Source organism: Pseudomonas trivialis (assembly GCF_001439805.1).
Lineage (GTDB): Bacteria > Pseudomonadota > Gammaproteobacteria > Pseudomonadales > Pseudomonadaceae > Aquipseudomonas > Aquipseudomonas trivialis.
Genome location: NZ_JYLK01000006.1, coordinates 220,191 through 239,425, shown reverse-complemented (window position 1 = coordinate 239,425; position 19,235 = coordinate 220,191). Strand labels below are relative to the sequence as shown.

Sequence of the window (19,235 nt, the reverse complement as noted above, 5' to 3'; positions counted from 1 at the left end):
TACAGTGACTAGTAAACAGTTAACGTCGAAAAGTGGCATCAAATGTGATCAGACACCCGCGGCGCTGGAGCGTCCTGACGTCACTAAAGTCATGACGATCAGAAGTACCGTGACCCGGGTCTGTGAAGTGATCACCGACCTGCACTTCAGTGTGCCGGTAGCGTTGTCGAAACCGAAAGTGCCCGAGGCCGTTGAGGAGGTGTTGGAGTTGCGCGGCGATGAAGGGAGCGTCGCTGTCGTTGTGGAAAAATGGGGCTTCATGAAAGCAGGGCAGCCGGGGTGGCTGGAGGTCACAGGCCTTCTAAAGGATGGTACTTCCCATACTGTCAAGTTGATGGACGGTGAGCCCCTTACGGATACTGATGAAAAGGACGGGGTATCACGTCCGCTTCTACGTAAAGAACTGAATAAGTTTCCTAACAAGACCGAGTTGACTGTCGTATTCAGAACCACGGTCGATGCCTGCTGTGAAGACGGACCGGTGATTACTTTTCCGGAGTCGAAATATACGCTTCGCAAGTATTATCGAGACCTGACGCATTTCAATGACCGCACATTTGGACGCTGGGAAGTCGGCCCGGCGGCTCCGGACCCAAGGGATCTCACTTTTGAATCATTGGGTGTGGCAAACGACGGCACCGAGAATTACGCCGTTAGAAACATCACCTATACAGATAAAAATCTCGGGGCGGTCTTGCATCGGGGGTTTGATGATTTGGAAAGCGGCACTACCTATGCGTTCTCCGCGCGTGTTCGCCGGTATAACACGGCTGATCCAACGCCAAAACTTTCATTGAAAGTAGACAACGCAGCCATCACGGGTATCGAAACTCTTACTGACCTGAATAAGTGGGTGACACTCACTGGCACCTTTGTGGCGAGCAGCGATTCCGCACTGCTGGTTCTCCATAGCCACGAGCGTAATGGTATGACGGGTAATGACTATCTTATTGACTATTTGCTCGTCGAGGAAGTTTAGCTGAGGCCCTCCTGCAGTGCCCGCTCTTAAGCGGGCACTCTTGTTAAAGACTTCGTCTTGTGGCGGGTGACCTTTGGGCACGGTGAGGCGACTTCGGGATTGGTCTTTTTTGATAACGCCACTCCTCGTGCGGAGGAACGACCGGATATTTTATTTCGGACCCAGAATCTTCACCAGCTTGTCCGGCGCAGGCGCGCCCTGCTGTTGTTGCAACCCACCCTTGTCATCCCGGTAGAAAATCGCCGGCGTCGCCCGCAACTCCAATTCTTCCATCAACTTCATGTTGGCATCGAGTTTGGCCTCGATATCGGCCGGTATCTTGTCCAGCCCCTGCAACTTGCTGCCCTTGCCGGCGGCCTCGTGTGTTTCGAGGGCCTTTTGCGGGTCCTTGGCGGCAAACAGCGCGGCGGACTTGGCGGCGCTGTCTTCGCGGATGATGCCGACCATGATGTGGCGCAACTGCACTTTGCCGGCCTTCACCCATGGACGCGCCTGTTCCCAGAACATGTTGCAGTAGGGGCAGTTGGGGTCGCTGAACAGATAGACGATGCGCGGCGCGTTTGTGTCGCCGTCCTGGATCCAGCTGCTTTTTTCCATTTTGGCCCAGATTTCCTTGGCCATTGGCGCATAAACCAGCTTGTCCAGAGGCGCGCTGCTCAGGTCATTGCCCTGGGCGTCGTAGAGGTTGCCGGCGATCACGCTGTTGCCGTCAGCGGTCAGGTACAGCGCCATGCCACGGTTCTGGTATTGCGCGGCGTAGCCGGTGAGGCCGCTGGGGGCGTCGAATTTACCGAGAATTCTGGCGCCCTTGGCTTCGATCTGCTTGATCGGCGCGGGCCAGTCTTCGGCCTGGGCCAGGGCGGCGGCGAGCGTCAACGGCAGCAGGGTCAGCAGGTGGCGGAGGCTTGGCATGTGGGTTTCCTTTGTGGGGCGGTGTCGAAGGGTTCCAGGGCACGGGCCAGACTGGCCTGAGACAATTCACCGAGGTGGCTGTTGATCAGGCGTCCGTCGGCCTGGTAGAACAAGGTGGTCGGCAGGGCCATGGAACCCACGGCCTGGCCGAGGCTGCCGCCAGCGTCGAACAGCACGTTGTCGAGGGTCAGGCCCTGAGTGGCGAGGTAGGTGCTGACGCTCTGCATGCTTTCGGCCTGGTTGACGAACAGGAACGTCACGTCGGGGCGTTGGCGTTGCGCGCGTTCCAGCACCGGCATTTCGCGGCGGCACGGCGGGCACCAGGTGGCCCACAGGTTGATCACCAGGGGGCCACCCTTGTAATCGGCGAGTTGTACCTCCTGGCCATCGGCAGTGCGCAGGGTGATTGACGGCAGTTGCGAGCCCTTGTCGTAGAGGTTCAGCGACAGGCTGGTGATGCCCCAGAACAACAGACCGGTGATGACGCCCGCGCTCAGTGGCTTGCGCAGGGGCGGACGGCGCCAACCGTACGCCAGGGCGGCGAGCACCAGCACGATGATGCCGGGCCAGGCGAGAAAACCGCCGTCGCGCAGGTCGATCACCTGCAGCCAGTCGTTGCGATAGTCACTCCAGTACATCAGCACGAAGCTCACCCGCGCGGCGAGCATGCCCAGCAGAAACAGGCTGAACAGCACCGACTCGGGGTTCTCACCACCACGCTTGGCCACACGCCAGCCCACCAGGGTGGCGAAAATCAGCGCGCTGATCAGCAGGATGTGATTCAGGGCGATGGCGAACGTGCCAATGGTCAGCGTCAGCATCAGCGGGCGTCCCGGGTCTGAGTCCAGCGTTGCAGGAAGGCATCGGCGTCGACTTCACCGGTGATGCGCCGGGCGCGGCGTTCTTCACCGTCGGGGCCGATCCACACGAAGCTTGGCGGCCCCGGCACCTTGTAGCGGCCGAGCAGTTCGCGGCTGGCCGCGTTGTCGGCGGTGACGTCCAGGCGCAGCAGGCGCACGTCCTTGAGGGCCTGCATCACCTCGGCGTTGCCGAACACCTGTTTTTCCATGATCTTGCACGACACGCACCAGTCGGCGTAGTAATCCACCAGCACCCACTGGCCCTGGGCCCTGGCGCTGTCGAGTTGATTTTGCAGGGCGACCGGGTCGTTGATCGTGGTGAAGGCGTCGTGTGCCTCGGCGGTAGCGGCGCGCGAGCCGCTGTAGACGCTCAACGGTTGCCACAGGTCGTCGCTGCCACCGGCTGCGCCCACCACCAGCACCGCACCCCACAGGCCCAGCACCACGGAACCGGCGCCAAATACCTTGGCGGCCAGACCGTATTCACGGGCCAGGCCCCAGCCGCAGTAGGCCATCACCAGCGCCAGTGCGCCCCACAGGCCAAGCCACAGGCTGTCGCCGACCACTGGGCGAATCATCAGCACGGCCGTGCCCAGAAACAGGAAACCGAAGATGCCCTTGAGCACGTTCATCCAGGTGCCCGGTTTGGGCAGGAAGCGGTTGCCCACGGTCACCAGCAGCAACAGCGGCACACCAATGCCGATGCCCATGGCGAACAGGATCAGACCGCCATGCAGCGCATTGCCGCTCTGGGCGATATAGAGCAGCGCGCCGGCCAGTGGCGCGGTCATGCACGGGCCCACCAGCAGCCCGGACAAGGCGCCGAGGATGCCGGCGCCCACCAGGCTGCCACCGCTTTGCTGGCGGCTGACGTTGTCCAGGCGGTCACGCAGGCAGGTTGGCAATTGCAGTTCAAAGAAGCCGAACATCGGCAGGGCGAGGATCACAAACAGGGCGGCGAAACTGCCGAGGATCCACGGGGTTTGCAACAACGCGGCGAGGTTGGCGCCGGCGAGTGCGGCCAGCACGCCCAGCGCGGCATACACCAGCGCCATGCACACCACGTAGCTGCCGGCCAGGGCCAGGCCACGACGCGGGCTTGCGCCACTGCCCACCACCAGCCCCGCAAGAATCGGCAGCATCGGCAATGAGCAAGGGGCAAATGCCAGCAACAGGCCCAGGCCGAAGAACGCCAGCAAGCTCCAGCCCAGGCTGCGCTCTTGCAGGCCGCTGGCCAGGCTTTGGTCCTGAGCCTGGGCGGTGGCGGCTACGGCCGGGTTGCCGCCCAGGTCGACGGTGATCGATTGCGGCGGGTAGCACAGACCGGCATCGGCGCATCCCTGCCAGCCCAGCTTGACCTGGCCGGTGGTGCCGGCAGGGATCTTCACTTCCAGGCCCTGGCGATACACCTCCTGCTCGCCGAAGAACTCATCACTGTGGGCCTCGCCCTTGGGCAGCGCCGGCTTTTCGGCCAGGCCCTCAAACTTCATGCGTTGCTGGTACAGGTAATAACCGTCGGCAATCTGCCAATACAGCTGGGTCTCGCCACTTTCCAGACGCTCGGAAGTAAAGGTGAACGCCTTGCCCACCGGAAGGAAATCGGGTTTGGTGTCGAAAGGGTTGCCAGGCGCGGCCTGGGCGAATCCCGCGAGCATTACCAATAGAAAGGTAAACAGATGCCGCATGGTTCAAGCCTTAGTCCAGTACAAGTTGAGGCACACAATGTGTGGCGTTGATTAACCGATGATTAACCGGGCGCTATTCTAGAGTGTACGGATCAGCGGGTGTTGCGAACATTGGCGGCATAATGCGCGCTTAATCCCTGCATTCTCTAATCACGCCATCTTTCATGAAGGGTTCAGCATGCACGTACTGGTCTGTGAAGACGATGAACTGATCGCCAGCGGCATCGTGGCCGGCCTCACCGCCCAGGGCTTCACCGTGGAGCGCGTGGCGAGTGCCGGCGCGGCGCGGGCGATGCTCAAGGCCGCAGCGTTCGACATCATGGTGCTCGACCTCGGCCTGCCCGACGAAGACGGCCTCAAGCTGCTGCAGCAACAGCGCAGCCAGGGCCTGGAAATCCCGGTGCTGATCCTCACCGCACGGGATTCGGTAACCAATCGTGTCGACGGTCTGCAAGCCGGTGCCGACGACTACCTGCTCAAACCCTTCGATCTGCGCGAACTCGCCGCCCGCCTGCAAACCCTGCTGCGCCGGGTGGCGGGACGCAGCGTCAACCTGATCGAGCACGGCCGTCTGGCCTACGACCCCAGCAGCCGCGAGACCTTCCTCGGCGGCCAGCCGGTGGATCTGTCGCGTCGCGAGCAGGCGTTGTTGCAGGCCTTGCTGCACAACAAGGGCCGGGTACTTTCCAGCGAGCAGCTCAAGGACAGTGTCTACGGCTTCAGCGACGAGCTGGAAAGCAACGCGCTCAATGTGCATATCCATCACCTGCGGCGCAAATTGGGCAATGGCATCGTCGAGACCGTGCGCGGCCTCGGCTATCGCCTGGGCGCTGCCGACGAAGGTCGTCCTGATGAGGGAGACAAGGTTTCGTGAAAAGCCTGCGCCTGCGCCTGACGTTCAAGCTGGGCGCCGCTTTTGTGCTGATCTGGGCGCTGGCGGCGACCTGGATGCTCAACGACCTGCGTAACCAGATGATGTTCTCCCTCGACCAGCGTCTGGTCGCGTCGGCGCGCATGGTGGCGGGGCTGACCGAGCAGATGCCGGGCCTGGCCAGTGTCAGCGGCGGCGCGCGCTTCAGTGCCGAACACCTGCATGTGCCCGGCGGCATGGCCTGTCAGGTCAGCTCCTTGCGCGGGGAAGTGCTCGCGCGCAGCCACACCACCCCGGACGAGGGGCTGGAGTCGCACCAGAGCGGCTTTCGTGACCAGATGATCGACGGCGTGGCCTGGCGCAGTTTCACCCTCAGTCGTGGCGACCTGTTGATCACCACCGCCGACCGCCATGCGGAGCGCGAAGCGTTGAACACGTCGATCCTGCTGGCGGCCTCGGTGCCGGTGGGGGCGGCGATGCTGGGTTGCCTGTGCCTGTTGTGGCTGGGCATCGGCCAGAGCCTGCTGCCGCTCAATCGCATGCGCGATGCCTTGAAGCGACGCAGCGCCGACTCCCTCGAACCGCTGCAGATTCACCCGTTGCCCAGCGAGCTCAAACCGCTGCTCGACACGCAGAACCAACTGTTGCAGCGCATTGCCAAGACCATTGAGCGCGAGCGCCGCCTCACCGGCGACGCCGCCCACGAATTGCGCAGCCCGCTGACGGCCATCAAGACCCACCTGCAGGTGGCTCGCATGACCGACGGCGCGGCCCGTGACCAGTCGCTGGCCCATGCCGAGGCGGGCGCCGACCGCCTGCACCGCACGCTGGAGCAATTGCTGCTGCTGGCGCGGGTGGAGGGCAGCCTGTCGTTCGATGATGGCGTGCTGTCCAGCGCCGAGGACGTCGCCAGGCTGGCGATTCAGGATGCGAATGCCGGTGACAACACGCGCATCGACCTGATCCTGCCGGACGACCTCTCGGCCGCGCCGGTGGAAATGCCGGTGGGCCTGGCGGTCGCCGCGCTGCGCAACCTGCTCGACAATGCCCTGCGCCATACCCCGGCCGACACCCGTGTGGAACTCAGCGTGCTGACCGCCGCCGACAGCGTGATCTTCCGCGTGCGCGACCATGGCAAGCAGATTTCCAGCGAAGACCTGCAATACCTGACCCAGCGCTTCTGGCGCAACGGCAACAGCGAAGGCTGTGGCCTGGGCCTGGCAATCGTGCAGGCGATCGTGCAGCGCTGTTCCTGCTCATTGACATTCGACAGTCAGCCGGATGGTTTGCGCGTCGAACTGGGCATGCCGCTGCGGCGCTGATCCTTTTTCAGGTGCCAGATAGTTACCGCCATCCTGGGGTGCAAGCCTTCAGGATGGCGTTAATTTCTTTGCGCTTGAACGGGCTGAACGATTCAGCCTGTATTGAAAAGGACGGTTCTTATGTTGGTCATTGACAGCAGTTTCCCCGCTACGGGTTTCAACCAGCGCAACGGCGAGCGAGTACAGCAGGTGATCCTGCACTACACCGCCGCGCCGTTTGCCTCCTCGTTGCGCACCCTTACCCAGGATGGGGTGAGCGCCCACTACCTGTTGCCCGACCCGCATGAACCCGGCTATCGCGCTGCCGGGTATGACGAGTTGCGCGTGTTTCGCCTGGTGGAGGAAGACCAGCGCGCGTGGCATGCCGGGGTGAGTCATTGGGGTGGGCGGGACAACCTCAACAGTCGTTCGATTGGCGTGGAGATTGTCAACCTGGCGCGGGATGACAAGGGTGTGTTCACGTTTCCTGCGTATGCCCCGGAGCAGGTGCAGGTATTGATTGCGCTGATGCGCGATGTGCTCGGGCGGTATCCGCACGTGGGGCCGACCGACATTCTTGGGCATTCGGATGTGGCGTATTGGCGCAAGAGTGATCCGGGGCCGCAGCTGCCGTGGCGATGTTTGTTCGAGGCGGGGGTGGGGGCCTGGTTTGATGAGGCGACCCGGATGATGTATCAGCGGCGCTTCAACCTGGGGTTGCCGCCGGAAGTGGAGGTGGAGCGGGCGTTTCAGCGGTATGGGTATAAGGCGGCTTCGAACCGGCAAGCGTTTGAGCTTCGCACGCGGGCGTTTCAGATGCATTTTCGCGGGCGCGATTATGGTGGGGTTCTGGATGCTGAGACGTGTGCGATTTTGTATGCCCTGAATGAGAAGTATCGGGGGCTTTGATTGGGGGTATATCCGTTATTCAGCTCACGGCGGCTTAGGGTTCCGCCCTTGCGGCGGTTCACGTCGAAGACCAAATGTGGGATCTCCATTGGTCTGATGGATATCACACGGCTTTTGATCTCAGGCGCCCCTTCAACCACGCTGGCCGCACGCAGGCGGGGTGCCGAGTGGTGGGGCAAGGGGGGTTTGCTTAAAGCCGCCGCTCACCCAACTATCGGATATGCGCCCAACTAACCGAAAAGCCCCCTAAATCCCCCCCACCCTCATGCGTTTCCAACTCAAGCAACCAAACAGCGTATTGAGGGATTCGAAAGATGTCAGTCGCTACCAGTCGTATCGAAACCACCCCGGCGCACCCCGCCGAAACGCTCTACCAGTTCGACGAAACCCCACTCCTGGCCCGCCAGCGCCAACAGGAATCCAACGCCCGCAGCTACCCCCGGCGTATTCCCCTGGCGCTCAAGCGCGCCAAGGGCATTTACGTGGAAGACGTTGAAGGCCGCAGCTTTATCGATTGCCTCGCCGGCGCCGGCACACTGGCGTTGGGGCATAACCACCCGGTGGTGATCGAGGCGATCCAGCAAGTGCTGGCCGATGAGTTGCCGTTGCACACCCTGGACCTCACCACGCCGGTCAAGGATCAGTTCGTGCAGGACCTGTTCGGCCTGCTGCCGCCCGAGCTGGCGCAGGAAGCGAAAATCCAGTTCTGCGGCCCCACCGGCACTGATGCGGTGGAAGCGGCGTTGAAGCTGGTGCGCACCGCCACCGGGCGCGGCACGGTGCTGTCGTTCCAGGGCGGTTACCACGGCATGAGCCAGGGCGCGCTGAGCCTGATGGGCAGCCTGGGGCCGAAAAAACCCTTGGGCGCCTTGCTCGGCAATGGTGTGCAATTTCTGCCTTACCCCTATGACTACCGTTGCCCGTTCGGGCTGGGCGGCGCGGAGGGTGTGCGGGTCAACCTGCATTACCTGGAAAACCTGCTCAACGATCCCGAAGCCGGGGTGTTGCTGCCGGCGGCGGTCATTGTCGAAGTGGTGCAGGGCGAAGGCGGTGTGATCCCGGCCGACCTCGACTGGCTGCGCGGCCTGCGCCGCATCACCCGGCAGGCGGGGGTCGCGTTGATTGTCGATGAAATCCAGAGCGGGTTTGGCCGCACCGGCAAGATGTTCGCCTTCGAACACGCAGGCATCATCCCCGACGTGGTGGTGCTGTCCAAGGCCATCGGCGGCAGCCTGCCGCTGGCGGTGGTGGTGTATCGCGACTGGCTCGACACCTGGCTGCCGGGCGCCCATGCCGGTACGTTTCGCGGCAATCAGATGGCCATGGCGGCGGGGTCGGCGGTGATGCGCTACCTCAAGGAACACGACCTGCCGGCCCACGCGACGGCCATGGGCGAGCGCCTCGGCGAGCACCTGCGCATCCTGCAGCGCGATTACCCGCACCTGGGCGATATTCGCGGTCGCGGGCTGATGCTGGGGGTGGAGCTGGTCGACCCGCACGGCGCGCCCGATAGCCAGGGTCACCCGCCGGTGCATCGCCAGTTGGCGCCACTGGTGCAGCGCGAATGCCTCAAGCGGGGGTTGATTCTGGAACTGGGCGGGCGCCATGGCAGCGTGGTGCGCTTTCTGCCGCCGCTGGTGATTACCGCCGCCGAGGTCGACCGCGTGGCCGACATCTTCGGCCGCGCCCTGGCAGCGGCCGTCGCCGGCCTCTAATTTTTTACACGGCCGGTACGTTTCTACAGATATCAGCGCTGCGCGTGGTGCGCAGCCAGCCTTTGAGCGATGGAGAACAGCAATGACCTCAGTATTTGACCGCGACGACATCCTGTTTCAGGTAGTGGTCAACCACGAAGAACAGTATTCCATCTGGCCTGACTACAAAGCCGTGCCGGAAGGCTGGCGTACCGTGGGCAAGAGCGGTTTCAAGAAGGAGTGCCTGGCTTACATCGAAGAAACCTGGACCGACATGCGCCCGTTGAGCCTGCGCCAGAAAATGGATGGCGCCGCGTTGGCCTAAGCACCTCAGATCAAAATGTGGGAGGGGGCTTGCTCCCGATAGCGGTGGGTCAGCAATGCATGCAGCGGCTGACACTCAGCCATCGGGAGCAAGCCCCGCCCACCGTTTAATTCGCGCTGCCTTGCGACTTGTCTTTTTCCAATCCCGCCGTCACTACCTGCACACTCAAGCGCGGCGTCGCCAGATCCATTCCGGCCTCGTCCAACTGCCGCTTGAGCGCCAGATTGAACGCTCGCGACACTTCCCATTGCTTGATCGGCGCGGTCTTGAACCGCGCGCGCAGGATCGCGCTGCCCGACTCGAAACTCTCCACCCCCTGAATCTCCAGCGGCGACCAGATATTGCGCCGTTGCAGCGGGTCGTTGCGCATCTTCTGGCCGACATCGCGCATCAGCTTGATCGCATCGTCGATTTCCATGTTGTAGGGGATCGCCACACGGAAGATCGCGTAGCCGAACTCGCGCGAGTAGTTCTTGATGCTCTTGATTTCGCTGAACGGGATGGTGTGCACGATGCCATCAATGTCGCGCAGGCGCACGGTGCGGATGGTCAGGCCTTCGACCGTGCCAAGGTGACCACCGACGTCCACGTAGTCATCGATGGCCAGGGAGTCTTCGATGATGATGAACAGGCCGGTGATCAGGTCCGCCACCAGCGACTGCGCGCCAAAACCGATGGCCAGGCCGATCACACCGGCACCGGCCAGCAGCGGCGTGACGTTCATGCCCATGTTCGCCAGGGCGACGATGGCCGCGATGATGAAGATGGTCACGAACAGCACGTTGCGGATCAACGGCATCATGGTCTGCGCACGCGCATTGGCCAGGCCCTTGCGCGAGCGGGTCAGGGCGTGGTGAATCGCGGTGTCGCTGAGGATCCAGATCAGCCAGGCGAACAGCAGCGTGCCGCCCAGGCCGAACAGCTTGACGCTGATTTCATGGCCATCGCCTTCGGTAAAGCGGATCAGCGACAGGCCCCATACCCGCAGGCCCAGTTCGATGAACACCAGCCACACCGCCAGGTGGGCCAGGGTGTAGACGAAGTTTTTCAGGCGCTCGGAGTACAGCGCATGGCGCTTGTGCCCGCGCAGCGGCTTGAGGGCGTGCCGGCGTACCAGGCCGTTGATGACCATGCACAACACCAGCAACACCGTGCACAGCAACGATTGGCGCAGGGCGGTGCTGGTGTCGCCGGCAGACAGAAACGTGGCAAATAGCGAGATGCCCACCAGCAGCAGCGCCGGGAGGTACCAGAACGAGCCGATGATCGACAGGGTGTCGCTGATGGCGCGGCGATTGAGGCGGCGTGACAGCGGCTGGTTGCGGATCAGGTGCGCAATCGGCCGGCGAAAGCGCAGGATAAACACGCCGGTGGACAGCGCGGCCATCACATTGGCCACGGTCGCGGCGGTGTGGGCCAGGTGCTGTCCCAGCGCCTGCATCATGCGCGGGTCGCTCAGGGCCTCGCCGAAGGCAGCGAAACTGCCGATCAGCCACAGCGGGCGGAACGCTTGATGGCGCAGGATGTACAGCGCGCGATGGCGATGCGGTCCGTCGAGCAGGGAAAAGGCAATCACGCAGATCGCCGAGAAACAGGTGCCCACCACCAACGCATAGGCCAGCACCATCGCCAGGGATTTACCCAGCGACGAGGGCAGCGCGTAGCTCAGGTACACGGTGATCACCAACGCGATCAGCCACGGACCGAGCTTGCGCAGGGCGAAGCGCAGCATGTCCCAGGTGCGCGGGTGTTGCGGCAGTTCCTCGGGCAGGCCAAAGCGCTCGCGCAACCGGTGGCTCAGCCAGATCAGCGCGGCAGCCAGCAGACTCCACACCGCGAGGATCAAGGCAAAACCGAAGATGATTGGCAGCCATTCAGTGGCCGGTAGCATCAGGGCGCTCAATTCGTCCCTGGCCTGATCGACTTCACTGGACCAACGCCCCAATGGGCTGTCAGCCCCGGAGAATTGTGATTCGAGGCCCGTCAACGTACTGCCGATCAACCCCAGCACGCCTTGCTCGGCCACCGGCTGGGCCTTTTGCGTGGCGGCCCGCAGTTTCTTCAGGTCGCTCAGCAGTTGGGTGCGCTGCTGGTCGTTTTCCAGGGTCTTGATCACCTCGTCGAGCGACTGGCCCAACGGCACTTCTGCCTGGGGTTGGGTCTTGGTGCCACTGCCCAAGAGGCCGGGCAGGCCCACGGCCTGTGCAGATGAGAGCGGCAGCAGAGTGAGTAGGGCGATCAACAGGTAGCAGGGCAGGGCGAACAGACGGGAAAGCACGAGGCGGTCAACCTTGAGAACGACGGATTGACCGAGTGTACGATTGCACGCGGCATTCAGCCAGTTTGGCGGGAAAAGTGGGAAGGGAGCGAGCCCCCTTCCACATCAGGGCAGGTCGCGACTGGTGTAGAACGCGCCGAGTACCTTCACCAGATGCGCCAGGTCATGGCTGCCGCACAGTTCGCGGATCGAATGCATGGCGAATGTCGGCAGGCCGATGTCCACGGTGCGCACACCCAGGTGGCTCGCGGTGATCGGGCCGATGGTCGAGCCGCAGCCCATGTCGCTGCGCACCACGAAGCTCTGCACCGGCACTTCCTGGGCCATGCACAGGTGGCGGAAGAAGCCTGCGGTTTCGCTGTTGGTGGCGTAGCGCTGGTTGCTGTTGACCTTGATCACCGGGCCGGCATTGAGCTTGGGACCGTGGTTGGCGTCGTGCTTTTCGGCATAGTTGGGGTGCACGCCGTGGGCGTTGTCCGCCGACACCAGCAGGGATTTCTGGAGGGTGCGCACGAACTCTTCGCCTTCGGGCAACAGGCGGCGCAGGGTCTGTTCGAGCATCGGGCCATCGGCACCGCAAGCCGAGCAGGAGCCGACTTCTTCGTGGTCGTTGCACACCAGCACGCAGGTTTCGTCGCTGTCGCTGGTGAGCAGGGCCTGCAGGCCGGCGTAGCACGACAGCAGGTTGTCCAGGCGCGCGCCGGCGATGAAGTCGCCGTGCAGGCCAATCACGGCCGCGCTTTGGGTGTCGTAGAAACTCAGCTCGTAGTCGAGCACCACATCGGCGTTCAAGCCATGTTCGCGGGCCAGTTGATCGGTGAGCACGGCGCGGAAGTCCACACGCTCGTCACCGGCAAACTGCGCAAGGATCGGCGGCAGTTCGGTCTGGGCATTGATCGTCCAGCCCTGGTTGGCTTCTCGGTTCAGGTGAATGGCCAGATTGGGAATGATGGCGATCGGCAGTTTGAAGTCGATCAACTGGCTTTCGACCTTGCCGTCGCGGCGGAAGGTCACGCGGCCGGCCAGTGACAGGTCGCGGTCGAACCACGGCGCCAGCAGTGCGCCGCCGTAGACTTCCACACCCAACTGCCAGAAGCCCTGGCGTTGCAGCTCGGGCTGAGGTTTCACGCGCAGGCACGGGCTGTCGGTGTGGGCGCCGACCATGCGGATGCCGTCCTGCAGCGGCGACTGACGGCCGAGCTTGAAGGCGATGATCGAGGAATCGTTACGGGTGACGTAGTAGCGACCGTTGACCTCGGTGGTCCACGTGTCGCGCTCGTCGAGACGCTGGTAGCCGGCCGCTTCCAGGCGCTGGGCGAGGGCGGCAGTAGCATGAAAGGGAGTAGGGGAGGCCTTGAGAAAGTCGATCAGGCCTTGATTCAACGCTTCGCGCATAAATAGCTCCAGACAGCAATGCGCGGAGTTTACCGTTCGATGGTCAGAAGTGCACAGTACAAATGTGGGCGGGGGCAAGCCCACCTCCCACATTTTTAATGCATTTGCAGCTTTAGAACGGCGCAGGGCACTCGAAGCGCAAGCGCTCGCCACTTTGCGGATGCGTAAAGCTCAGCATGCTCGCATGCAGGCACAGGCGCGGCCATGCGGCCAGGGCTTGCGCGTGGGCATACAGGCCATCCCCGAGCAATGGGTGGCCGATGGAAAGCATATGCACGCGCAACTGGTGCGAGCGCCCGGTGATCGGCGTCAGTTCCACACGGCACCAGTCGCCGCAACGTTCCAGCACCTTCCAGAAGGTCAGCGCGTGCTTGCCGAATTCGTGGTCCACCACGTGGCGCGGTTTGGTCGGTGGGTCATAGCGCAGGGGCAGGTCGATGCTGCCGCTGTCCAGCGCCGGCTGGCCCCAGGCCAGGGCGGTGTAGGCTTTTTCTGTTTCGCGGTCGTGAAACTGGCGAGACAGTTCGCGATGGGAATCCGCGTCCCGCGCCAGCAGGATGATCCCCGAGGTTTCCCAATCCAGGCGATGCACGATGCGCGCTTCGGGGTAGCCGTTTTCCTGCAGGCGGGTGATCAGGCAATCCTTGTTGTCGTCGGCCCGACCGGGCACCGAGAGCAGCAGGGTCGGTTTGTTCACCACCAGGACGGCGGCATCCTGATGCAGGATATGGATGTTGGACAGCGGCATTAAACAGCCTCGTAACAAACGCCAACGGCGGCTCGACCACCCGGTTCCCGCACAGGGATCAAGGTGACCGAGCCGCCGCAGCGGCTGCCTGTTCGATCAACGATCGGGCAGGGTGATATTGAGTTCCAGAATCGAGCAACTGCCGTCATTTTCCAGGGCGACATGCACGTCATCGTTGCCGATATTGACGTACTTGCGGATCACTTCAACCAGTTCCTTCTGCAAGGCTGGCAGGTAGTCCGGGGTGCTGCGTTGGCCGCGTTCGTGCGCCACGATGATCTGTAGACGCTCTTTCGCGACCGACGCGGTACTTGGCTTTTTGTTGGCGCGAAAGAAGTCGAGAAATTTCATTGTTCAATTGCCTCCGAAGATACGCTCGAAGAATCCCTTCTTCTTGACGTCGAGGAAGCGATGGTCAACGGTCTTGCCCAGCAGGCGGTCAACCGCATCGCTGTAGGCCTGGCCGGCGTCGCTCTGGTCATCGAGAATCACCGGCACGCCCTGGTTGGAAGCCTTGAGCACCGCCTGGGATTCCGGGATTACACCCAGCAGGGTCACTGCGAGGATGTCCTTGACGTCTTCCACGCCGAGCATTTCGCCATTGCTGACGCGCTCAGGGTTGTAGCGGGTGAGCAGCAGGTGTTCCTTGATCGGCTCTTCGCCTTTCTCGGCGCGCTGGGACTTGCTGGCCAGCAGGCCGAGCATGCGGTCCGAGTCACGTACCGAGGACACTTCCGGGTTGGTGACCACAATGGCTTCATCGGCGAAGTACATCGCCAGGTGAGCACCGGTTTCGATACCGGCCGGGGAGTCGCACACCACGTATTCGAAGGTTTCCTTCAGTTCGGCGAGGACTTTGCCCACGCCTTCCTTGGTCAGCGCGTCCTTGTCACGGGTCTGGCTGGCGGCCAGCACGTACAGGTTCTCAAGACGCTTGTCCTTGATCAGGGCCTGCTGCAGGTTGGCTTCGCCGTTTACCACGTTGACGAAGTCGTACACCACGCGGCGCTCGCAACCCATGATCAGGTCGAGGTTACGCAAACCGACGTCGAAGTCGACGATGACTGTCTTGTGGCCGCGCAGTGCGAGGCCGGTACCGATAGCGGCGCTGGTGGTGGTCTTACCCACACCACCCTTGCCGGATGTAACCACGAGAATCTTGGCCAAGGTGTTTCACCCCTAAGGAAAAAGGACTTTTCAGCCCCTGAAAAACATCTCTTGGAACTCGCTGCAGGCGGACAGCCTGTGCAGGAAAAAGACTCGGTTTCCACGGGGGACGCCAACTTTCAGTTATTCCTACGCAAGTATTGCCGGTTTCGCTTTGCTATCAGAGTCTAGAGATGCTTGGAAAATGCGGCAGTATCCGTTAAAGACGGGTGATGTTCAACACATCGCCCGACAGGCTGACCTGGACCCCGGCGCCCCACAGCGGGTCGCGGCGTAAATCTTCGGCAACCTTGTACTGACCCGCGATGGATACCAGCTCAGCGGTCAACTGCTGGCAGAAAATACGGGCCCTGGTATCACCCTTGATGCCGGCAAGTGCACGGCCGCGCATCGGACCGTATACATGGATGTTGCCATCGGCGAGAAGTTCCGCGCCGGGGCTGACCGAGGAGACTACAACAAGGTCGCCGCCCTGGGCGTAAATCTGCTGCCCGCCGCGTACGGGGGTGGTGATGATCTTTGTAGGCCTGATCAGTGGTTCCGCCGGTTTTTCCGGTTTTTTCTTCACCTCGCCTTCGCCTGGATCCAGCGCACGCTCGCGCGCGCCGGACGGTGGCAGTACGGGCAATTCAATTGCGATGGCCGCGGCAATGTCTTCGATCCGGCTGGCGCGAATCGCCAGGGTGCGCAAGCCGTGGGAGCGGCAGACGCGCATCAGGCCGGGCAGGTCGACAGCGCCCTGGCCGGCGGGCAGTTTGTCCAGGGCCAGCACCAGCGGGGCATTGTTGAAGAAGTTCGGCGCGAGGGCGACCTTGGCGGCGAGCTGGCGGTCCAGGGCGTCGAGGTCGTTGCGGGCCAGTTCCAGCACAGTGATGGCGAGCATGCTGCCTTTCAGCTGGAACACGGGATCTTGGTCTAGCGGTTCGGTTTGGCTCATGGTCGGCAAAAGCGGCTTGTCACGAAAAGTGTCGAGACTTATAACGAGAACATCCACTGGCCGCAAGCCGAGTCGAACCGTTGTAGAATGCGCGGCCCTGTCTTTACCGGAATCTGTAATGGATCGCCCGCGTTTTCGAGCTGCATTTTTTCACCCGCGTTTTTGGCTGTTATGGCTGGGGCTCGGCCTGCTGTGGCTGGTCACCCAATTGCCGTACCGCGCGCTGCTGACCATTGGTCGCCTGCTGGGCGCGGGCATGTACCGCGTGGCCGGCGAGCGTCGCCGCATCGCCGCGCGCAACCTTGAGCTGTGTTTCCCGCACAAGACCGCCCAGGAGCGCAAGCGCCTGCTCAAGGAAAACTTCGCCTCCACCGGCATCGCCTTCTTCGAAATGGCCATGAGCTGGTGGTGGTCGCGCCAGCGGCTGGCGCGCCTGGCCCACGTCGAAGGGCTTGAACACCTCAAGCAGGCGCAACGGGAGGGCAAGGGCGTGATCCTCATGGCCCTGCACTTCACCACCCTGGAAATCGGCGCCGCCCTGCTTGGCCAGAAGCACACCATCGACGGCATGTACCGCGAGCACGGCAACCCGCTGTTCGACTATATCCAGCGCCGTGGCCGCGAGCGGCACAACCTCGACTCGCTGGCGGTGGAGCGCGAAGACGTGCGCGGCATGCTCAAGCTGCTGCGCGCCGGGCGCGCCATCTGGTACGCGCCCGACCAGGACTATGGCGCCAAGCAGAGCGTTTTCGTGCCGCTGTTCGGCATCCAGGCCGCCACCGTGACCGCCACCAGCAAGTTCGCCAAACTGGGCAAGGCGCTGGTGGTGCCGTTCACCCAGGAGCGTCTGGCCGACGGCAGCGGCTATCGTCTGGTGATCCACGCGCCATTGACCGATTTCCCCGGCGAGAGCGATGAAGTCGACGGCCTGCGCATCAATCAGTGGGTCGAAGCCGCAGTGCGTGAATGCCCCGAGCAATATTTGTGGACCCATCGCCGCTTCAAGAGCCGGCCACCGGGCGAGCCCAAGCTGTACGAAAAACGTCGTCGATAACCGCCGTTTTCCCCACCATGGAGTGATGCAATGCGTCCAGCCGAACCGGTCACAGGCTTGATTCTTTCCGGCGGCGGGGCGCGAGCGGCCTATCAGGTGGGGGTACTGGCGGCGATTGCCGAGCTGTTGCCGCCCGGTGCGCCCAATCCGTTTCCGGTAATCGTCGGCACCTCGGCCGGGGCAATCAATGCGGTGAGCCTGGCCAGTGGCGCGATGGATTTTCGCGCGGCGATCCAACGGCTTACGGCGTTCTGGCAGGGTGTTGGCAGCCATCAGGTGGTGCGCAGCGACTGGCCCGGGGTCGTTCGCCAGGCCAGTCGGTTTTTCATCCACAGCCTGCTCGGCATTGGCCGGCAATTTCCGGTGGCCTTGCTCGACAGCTCGCCCCTGCGCGATTTGTTGCAGGACAAACTGCACTTGCCGGGCATCAATGAGGCGATCCGCAACAGGCACCTGCATGCCGTCGCGGTGACGGCTTTCGGTTATGAATCCGGGCAAGCGGTGACCTTCTATCAGGGTGGCGGCACCATTGAGTCCTGGCTGCGCCATCGGCGCATCGGCGTCCCCACGCAACTGACCGTCGAACACCTGCTGGCAAGCTCCGCGATCCCCTTGCTGTTCGCCCCGGTAAAACTCGACGAGGAATTCTTCGGCGACGGCGCGGTGCGTCAATCCGCCCCGATCAGTCCGGCGCTGCACCTGGGCGCCAGTCGGGTGCTGGTGGTGGGTGTCAGCGGCAACCCTCGCAGCCATGAACCCTCAATGCCGCGCAGCTTCACCGGTCAGCAACCGACCCTGGCGCAGATCGGCGGGCATCTGCTCAACAGCACGTTCATCGACAGCCTGGAGAGTGATATCGAACTGCTGGAACGCTTGAACCAGTTCAGCCATGCCGCGCCTGGCGTTGCGGCAGTGGAGGTGCTGGTGATCGCGCCCAGCCAGCCGCTGGATGAAATTGCCGCACGGCATCGGCAAGAGTTGCCGGCGGCGCTGCGAGTGTTTCTGAAGGGGCCGGGAGCGACGAAGACAAGTGGGGCGGGGGTGTTGAGTTACTTGTTGTTCGAGGCGGGGTATTGCAGCGAGTTGATTGAGTTGGGCAGGCGCGATGCGTTGGCCAAGCGCGAGGAAATCACGCGATTCCTCGGCCTGCCCCCATCAACGTTTAGAAGTGATACTTGACCAAAAAGCTTGCCGTGTCCTGGGTGGTCTTGAACGCGCCGGAATCTTCGATGCCGTATTTGTTCTTCCAGTAGTCGTACTCGAAACCGACGTACAGCTGCTTTTCGCCCCAGTGCAGCGCCTTGCCCAGGTCGTATTTAACCTGCGGGTTGAAGTGCAGGTTGGCGTGGTAGGTGCCGCGGGCGTTACGGTCGTTGTCCACGACCCAGTCGATGAAACCATCAATCAGGATGTTCGAATTACCCACCGGCAGGGTGTAGGCCCACACCGGTGTGATCTGCCAGACACCGTCACCCGGGCGATTGCCTTCGGTCTGGCGCTGGTAGACGTTCAGCTGGAAATAGTCGAAACCCGGGATGTTCAAATCAAAGGCCGGGCCGAGCAGGTAGGACTCGTTATCGCCTTCGCCGAACTCGTAGGTGAAGGCCAGCAACACGTCCTTGATCGGGCCCAGCGACAGGTCCTTGTGCAGAATCTTGCCGAATGACAGGCGCGGGCTGAACTCACCGTAGTAGGTGTTCGGGCCGACGTTGCCGTCTTCCTTGCCGTTATAAAAGATGCGGTCGAGGAAGAAGAAGTTGTCGCCGTATTTCCAGGCGTCGGCATGTTCGAAGGTCACGGTTTGCTGGATCTGCGGGTTGACCGTAAAGTTTTTGCCCCACAGGTAGGTCAGGCTGTTGTTCTGCCACTGCAGCAAATCATCGGCCATGGCCTGGCCGCCGGCCAGCAGGGATCCTGCCAGCATCAGGCCTTTGAACATAGGTTTCATTCGGTGCTCCCGAGTTTAAGGTGGTGTGTTTCTGCTAATGGCGCTCTGGTGTGGCGCCTTGGGGTTCGCTGCAAAAATCGTCTGATCGGTCAGCTTTGATACTGATAGCAAGAGCCGCGCCAAGGCAGGCAGTGGCAATCAATTCGAGCGGGCGCGGAGAATACTGACTCGC

18 protein-coding genes are annotated in these 19,235 nt (G+C 62.4%); 8 read left to right on the top strand and 10 right to left on the bottom strand.

Annotated elements, in window-relative coordinates; genetic code table 11:
- The first annotated feature begins 4 nt into the window (after nt 1-4).
- A complete protein-coding gene (locus tag TU79_RS11850; RefSeq protein ID WP_057008144.1) occupies nt 5-979 on the top strand; it encodes a carbohydrate binding domain-containing protein in 975 nt (324 codons plus the stop codon).
- Nucleotides 980-1,129: 150 nt separating this feature from the next.
- On the opposite strand, the gene dsbG is transcribed toward TU79_RS11850, so the two are convergent.
- Genes dsbG through dsbD form a run of 3 tightly spaced genes read right to left on the bottom strand, consistent with a single transcriptional unit; the run spans nt 1,130 to nt 4,436 of the window.
- Entirely contained in the window at nt 1,130-1,891 is a 762-nt protein-coding gene (gene dsbG, locus TU79_RS11845; protein ID WP_057008143.1) for a thiol:disulfide interchange protein DsbG, read from the bottom strand.
- Nucleotides 1,867-2,712 carry a TlpA disulfide reductase family protein gene (locus TU79_RS11840; protein ID WP_057008142.1) on the bottom strand — a complete coding sequence of 282 codons (846 nt, stop codon included), beginning with the start codon at nt 2,710-2,712 and terminating at the stop codon, nt 1,867-1,869. The genes dsbG and TU79_RS11840 overlap by 25 nt, the downstream gene beginning before the upstream one ends.
- The gene (gene dsbD / locus TU79_RS11835) at nt 2,712-4,436 is read right to left on the bottom strand and encodes a protein-disulfide reductase DsbD (RefSeq protein WP_057008141.1); all 1,725 of its coding nucleotides are present in this window, start codon (nt 4,434-4,436) and stop codon (nt 2,712-2,714) included. The genes TU79_RS11840 and dsbD overlap by 1 nt, the downstream gene beginning before the upstream one ends.
- Before the next feature lie 178 nt (nt 4,437-4,614).
- Between dsbD and TU79_RS11830 the strand changes: the two genes are divergently transcribed.
- The 5 genes from TU79_RS11830 to TU79_RS11810 all read left to right on the top strand — a co-directional run bounded on the left by TU79_RS11830 (nt 4,615) and on the right by TU79_RS11810 (nt 9,536).
- A complete protein-coding gene (locus tag TU79_RS11830; RefSeq protein WP_057008140.1) occupies nt 4,615-5,310 on the top strand; it encodes a response regulator in 696 nt (231 codons plus the stop codon).
- Nucleotides 5,307-6,629: an ATP-binding protein gene (locus tag TU79_RS11825; RefSeq protein WP_057008139.1), complete on the top strand. Its 1,323-nt coding sequence runs from the start codon at nt 5,307-5,309 to the stop codon at nt 6,627-6,629. The genes TU79_RS11830 and TU79_RS11825 overlap by 4 nt, the downstream gene beginning before the upstream one ends.
- 120 nt (nt 6,630-6,749) lie before the next feature.
- A complete protein-coding gene (locus TU79_RS11820; RefSeq protein WP_057008138.1) occupies nt 6,750-7,517 on the top strand; it encodes an N-acetylmuramoyl-L-alanine amidase in 768 nt (255 codons plus the stop codon).
- A gap of 314 nt (nt 7,518-7,831) precedes the next feature.
- Nucleotides 7,832-9,232 carry an aspartate aminotransferase family protein gene (locus TU79_RS11815; protein WP_057008137.1) on the top strand — a complete coding sequence of 467 codons (1,401 nt, stop codon included), beginning with the start codon at nt 7,832-7,834 and terminating at the stop codon, nt 9,230-9,232.
- Between the two features lie 82 nt (nt 9,233-9,314).
- Nucleotides 9,315-9,536: an MbtH family protein gene (locus TU79_RS11810; RefSeq protein ID WP_057008136.1), complete on the top strand. Its 222-nt coding sequence runs from the start codon at nt 9,315-9,317 to the stop codon at nt 9,534-9,536.
- Nucleotides 9,537-9,642: 106 nt separating this feature from the next.
- Here the strand turns inward: TU79_RS11810 and TU79_RS11805 are convergent, their stop codons facing one another.
- The 6 genes from TU79_RS11805 to minC all read right to left on the bottom strand — a co-directional run bounded on the left by TU79_RS11805 (nt 9,643) and on the right by minC (nt 16,061).
- Complete coding sequence (locus TU79_RS11805; RefSeq protein WP_057008135.1) at nt 9,643-11,814, bottom strand: mechanosensitive ion channel family protein; 2,172 nt, start codon at nt 11,812-11,814, stop codon at nt 9,643-9,645.
- 105 nt (nt 11,815-11,919) lie between these two features.
- Nucleotides 11,920-13,209 (bottom strand): M18 family aminopeptidase, encoded by a 1,290-nt coding sequence (locus TU79_RS11800; RefSeq protein WP_057008134.1) that lies wholly within the window; start codon nt 13,207-13,209, stop codon nt 11,920-11,922.
- A 112-nt stretch (nt 13,210-13,321) separates the two neighbouring features.
- Nucleotides 13,322-13,957 (bottom strand): RluA family pseudouridine synthase, encoded by a 636-nt coding sequence (locus TU79_RS11795; protein WP_057008133.1) that lies wholly within the window; start codon nt 13,955-13,957, stop codon nt 13,322-13,324.
- A gap of 96 nt (nt 13,958-14,053) precedes the next feature.
- On the bottom strand, nt 14,054-14,308 hold the full coding sequence (gene minE, locus TU79_RS11790) for a cell division topological specificity factor MinE (RefSeq protein WP_003175252.1): 255 nt from the start codon (nt 14,306-14,308) through the stop codon (nt 14,054-14,056).
- 3 nt (nt 14,309-14,311) lie between these two features.
- Nucleotides 14,312-15,124 carry a septum site-determining protein MinD gene (minD, locus tag TU79_RS11785; protein ID WP_057008132.1) on the bottom strand — a complete coding sequence of 271 codons (813 nt, stop codon included), beginning with the start codon at nt 15,122-15,124 and terminating at the stop codon, nt 14,312-14,314.
- A 199-nt stretch (nt 15,125-15,323) separates the two neighbouring features.
- On the bottom strand, nt 15,324-16,061 hold the full coding sequence (minC, locus tag TU79_RS11780) for a septum site-determining protein MinC (RefSeq protein ID WP_057008131.1): 738 nt from the start codon (nt 16,059-16,061) through the stop codon (nt 15,324-15,326).
- Nucleotides 16,062-16,179: 118 nt separating this feature from the next.
- Between minC and TU79_RS11775 the strand changes: the two genes are divergently transcribed.
- On the top strand, nt 16,180-17,115 hold the full coding sequence (locus tag TU79_RS11775; RefSeq protein ID WP_057008130.1) for a lipid A biosynthesis lauroyl acyltransferase: 936 nt from the start codon (nt 16,180-16,182) through the stop codon (nt 17,113-17,115).
- Between the two features lie 30 nt (nt 17,116-17,145).
- On the top strand, nt 17,146-18,294 hold the full coding sequence (locus TU79_RS11770) for a patatin-like phospholipase family protein (protein WP_057008129.1): 1,149 nt from the start codon (nt 17,146-17,148) through the stop codon (nt 18,292-18,294).
- Here the strand turns inward: TU79_RS11770 and TU79_RS11765 are convergent.
- Nucleotides 18,278-19,063, bottom strand: coding sequence for an outer membrane protein OmpK (locus tag TU79_RS11765; protein ID WP_057008128.1), 786 nt, complete (start codon nt 19,061-19,063; stop codon nt 18,278-18,280). The two genes, TU79_RS11770 and TU79_RS11765, sit on opposite strands and share 17 nt — an antisense overlap.
- Nucleotides 19,064-19,235: the final 172 nt, after the last annotated feature.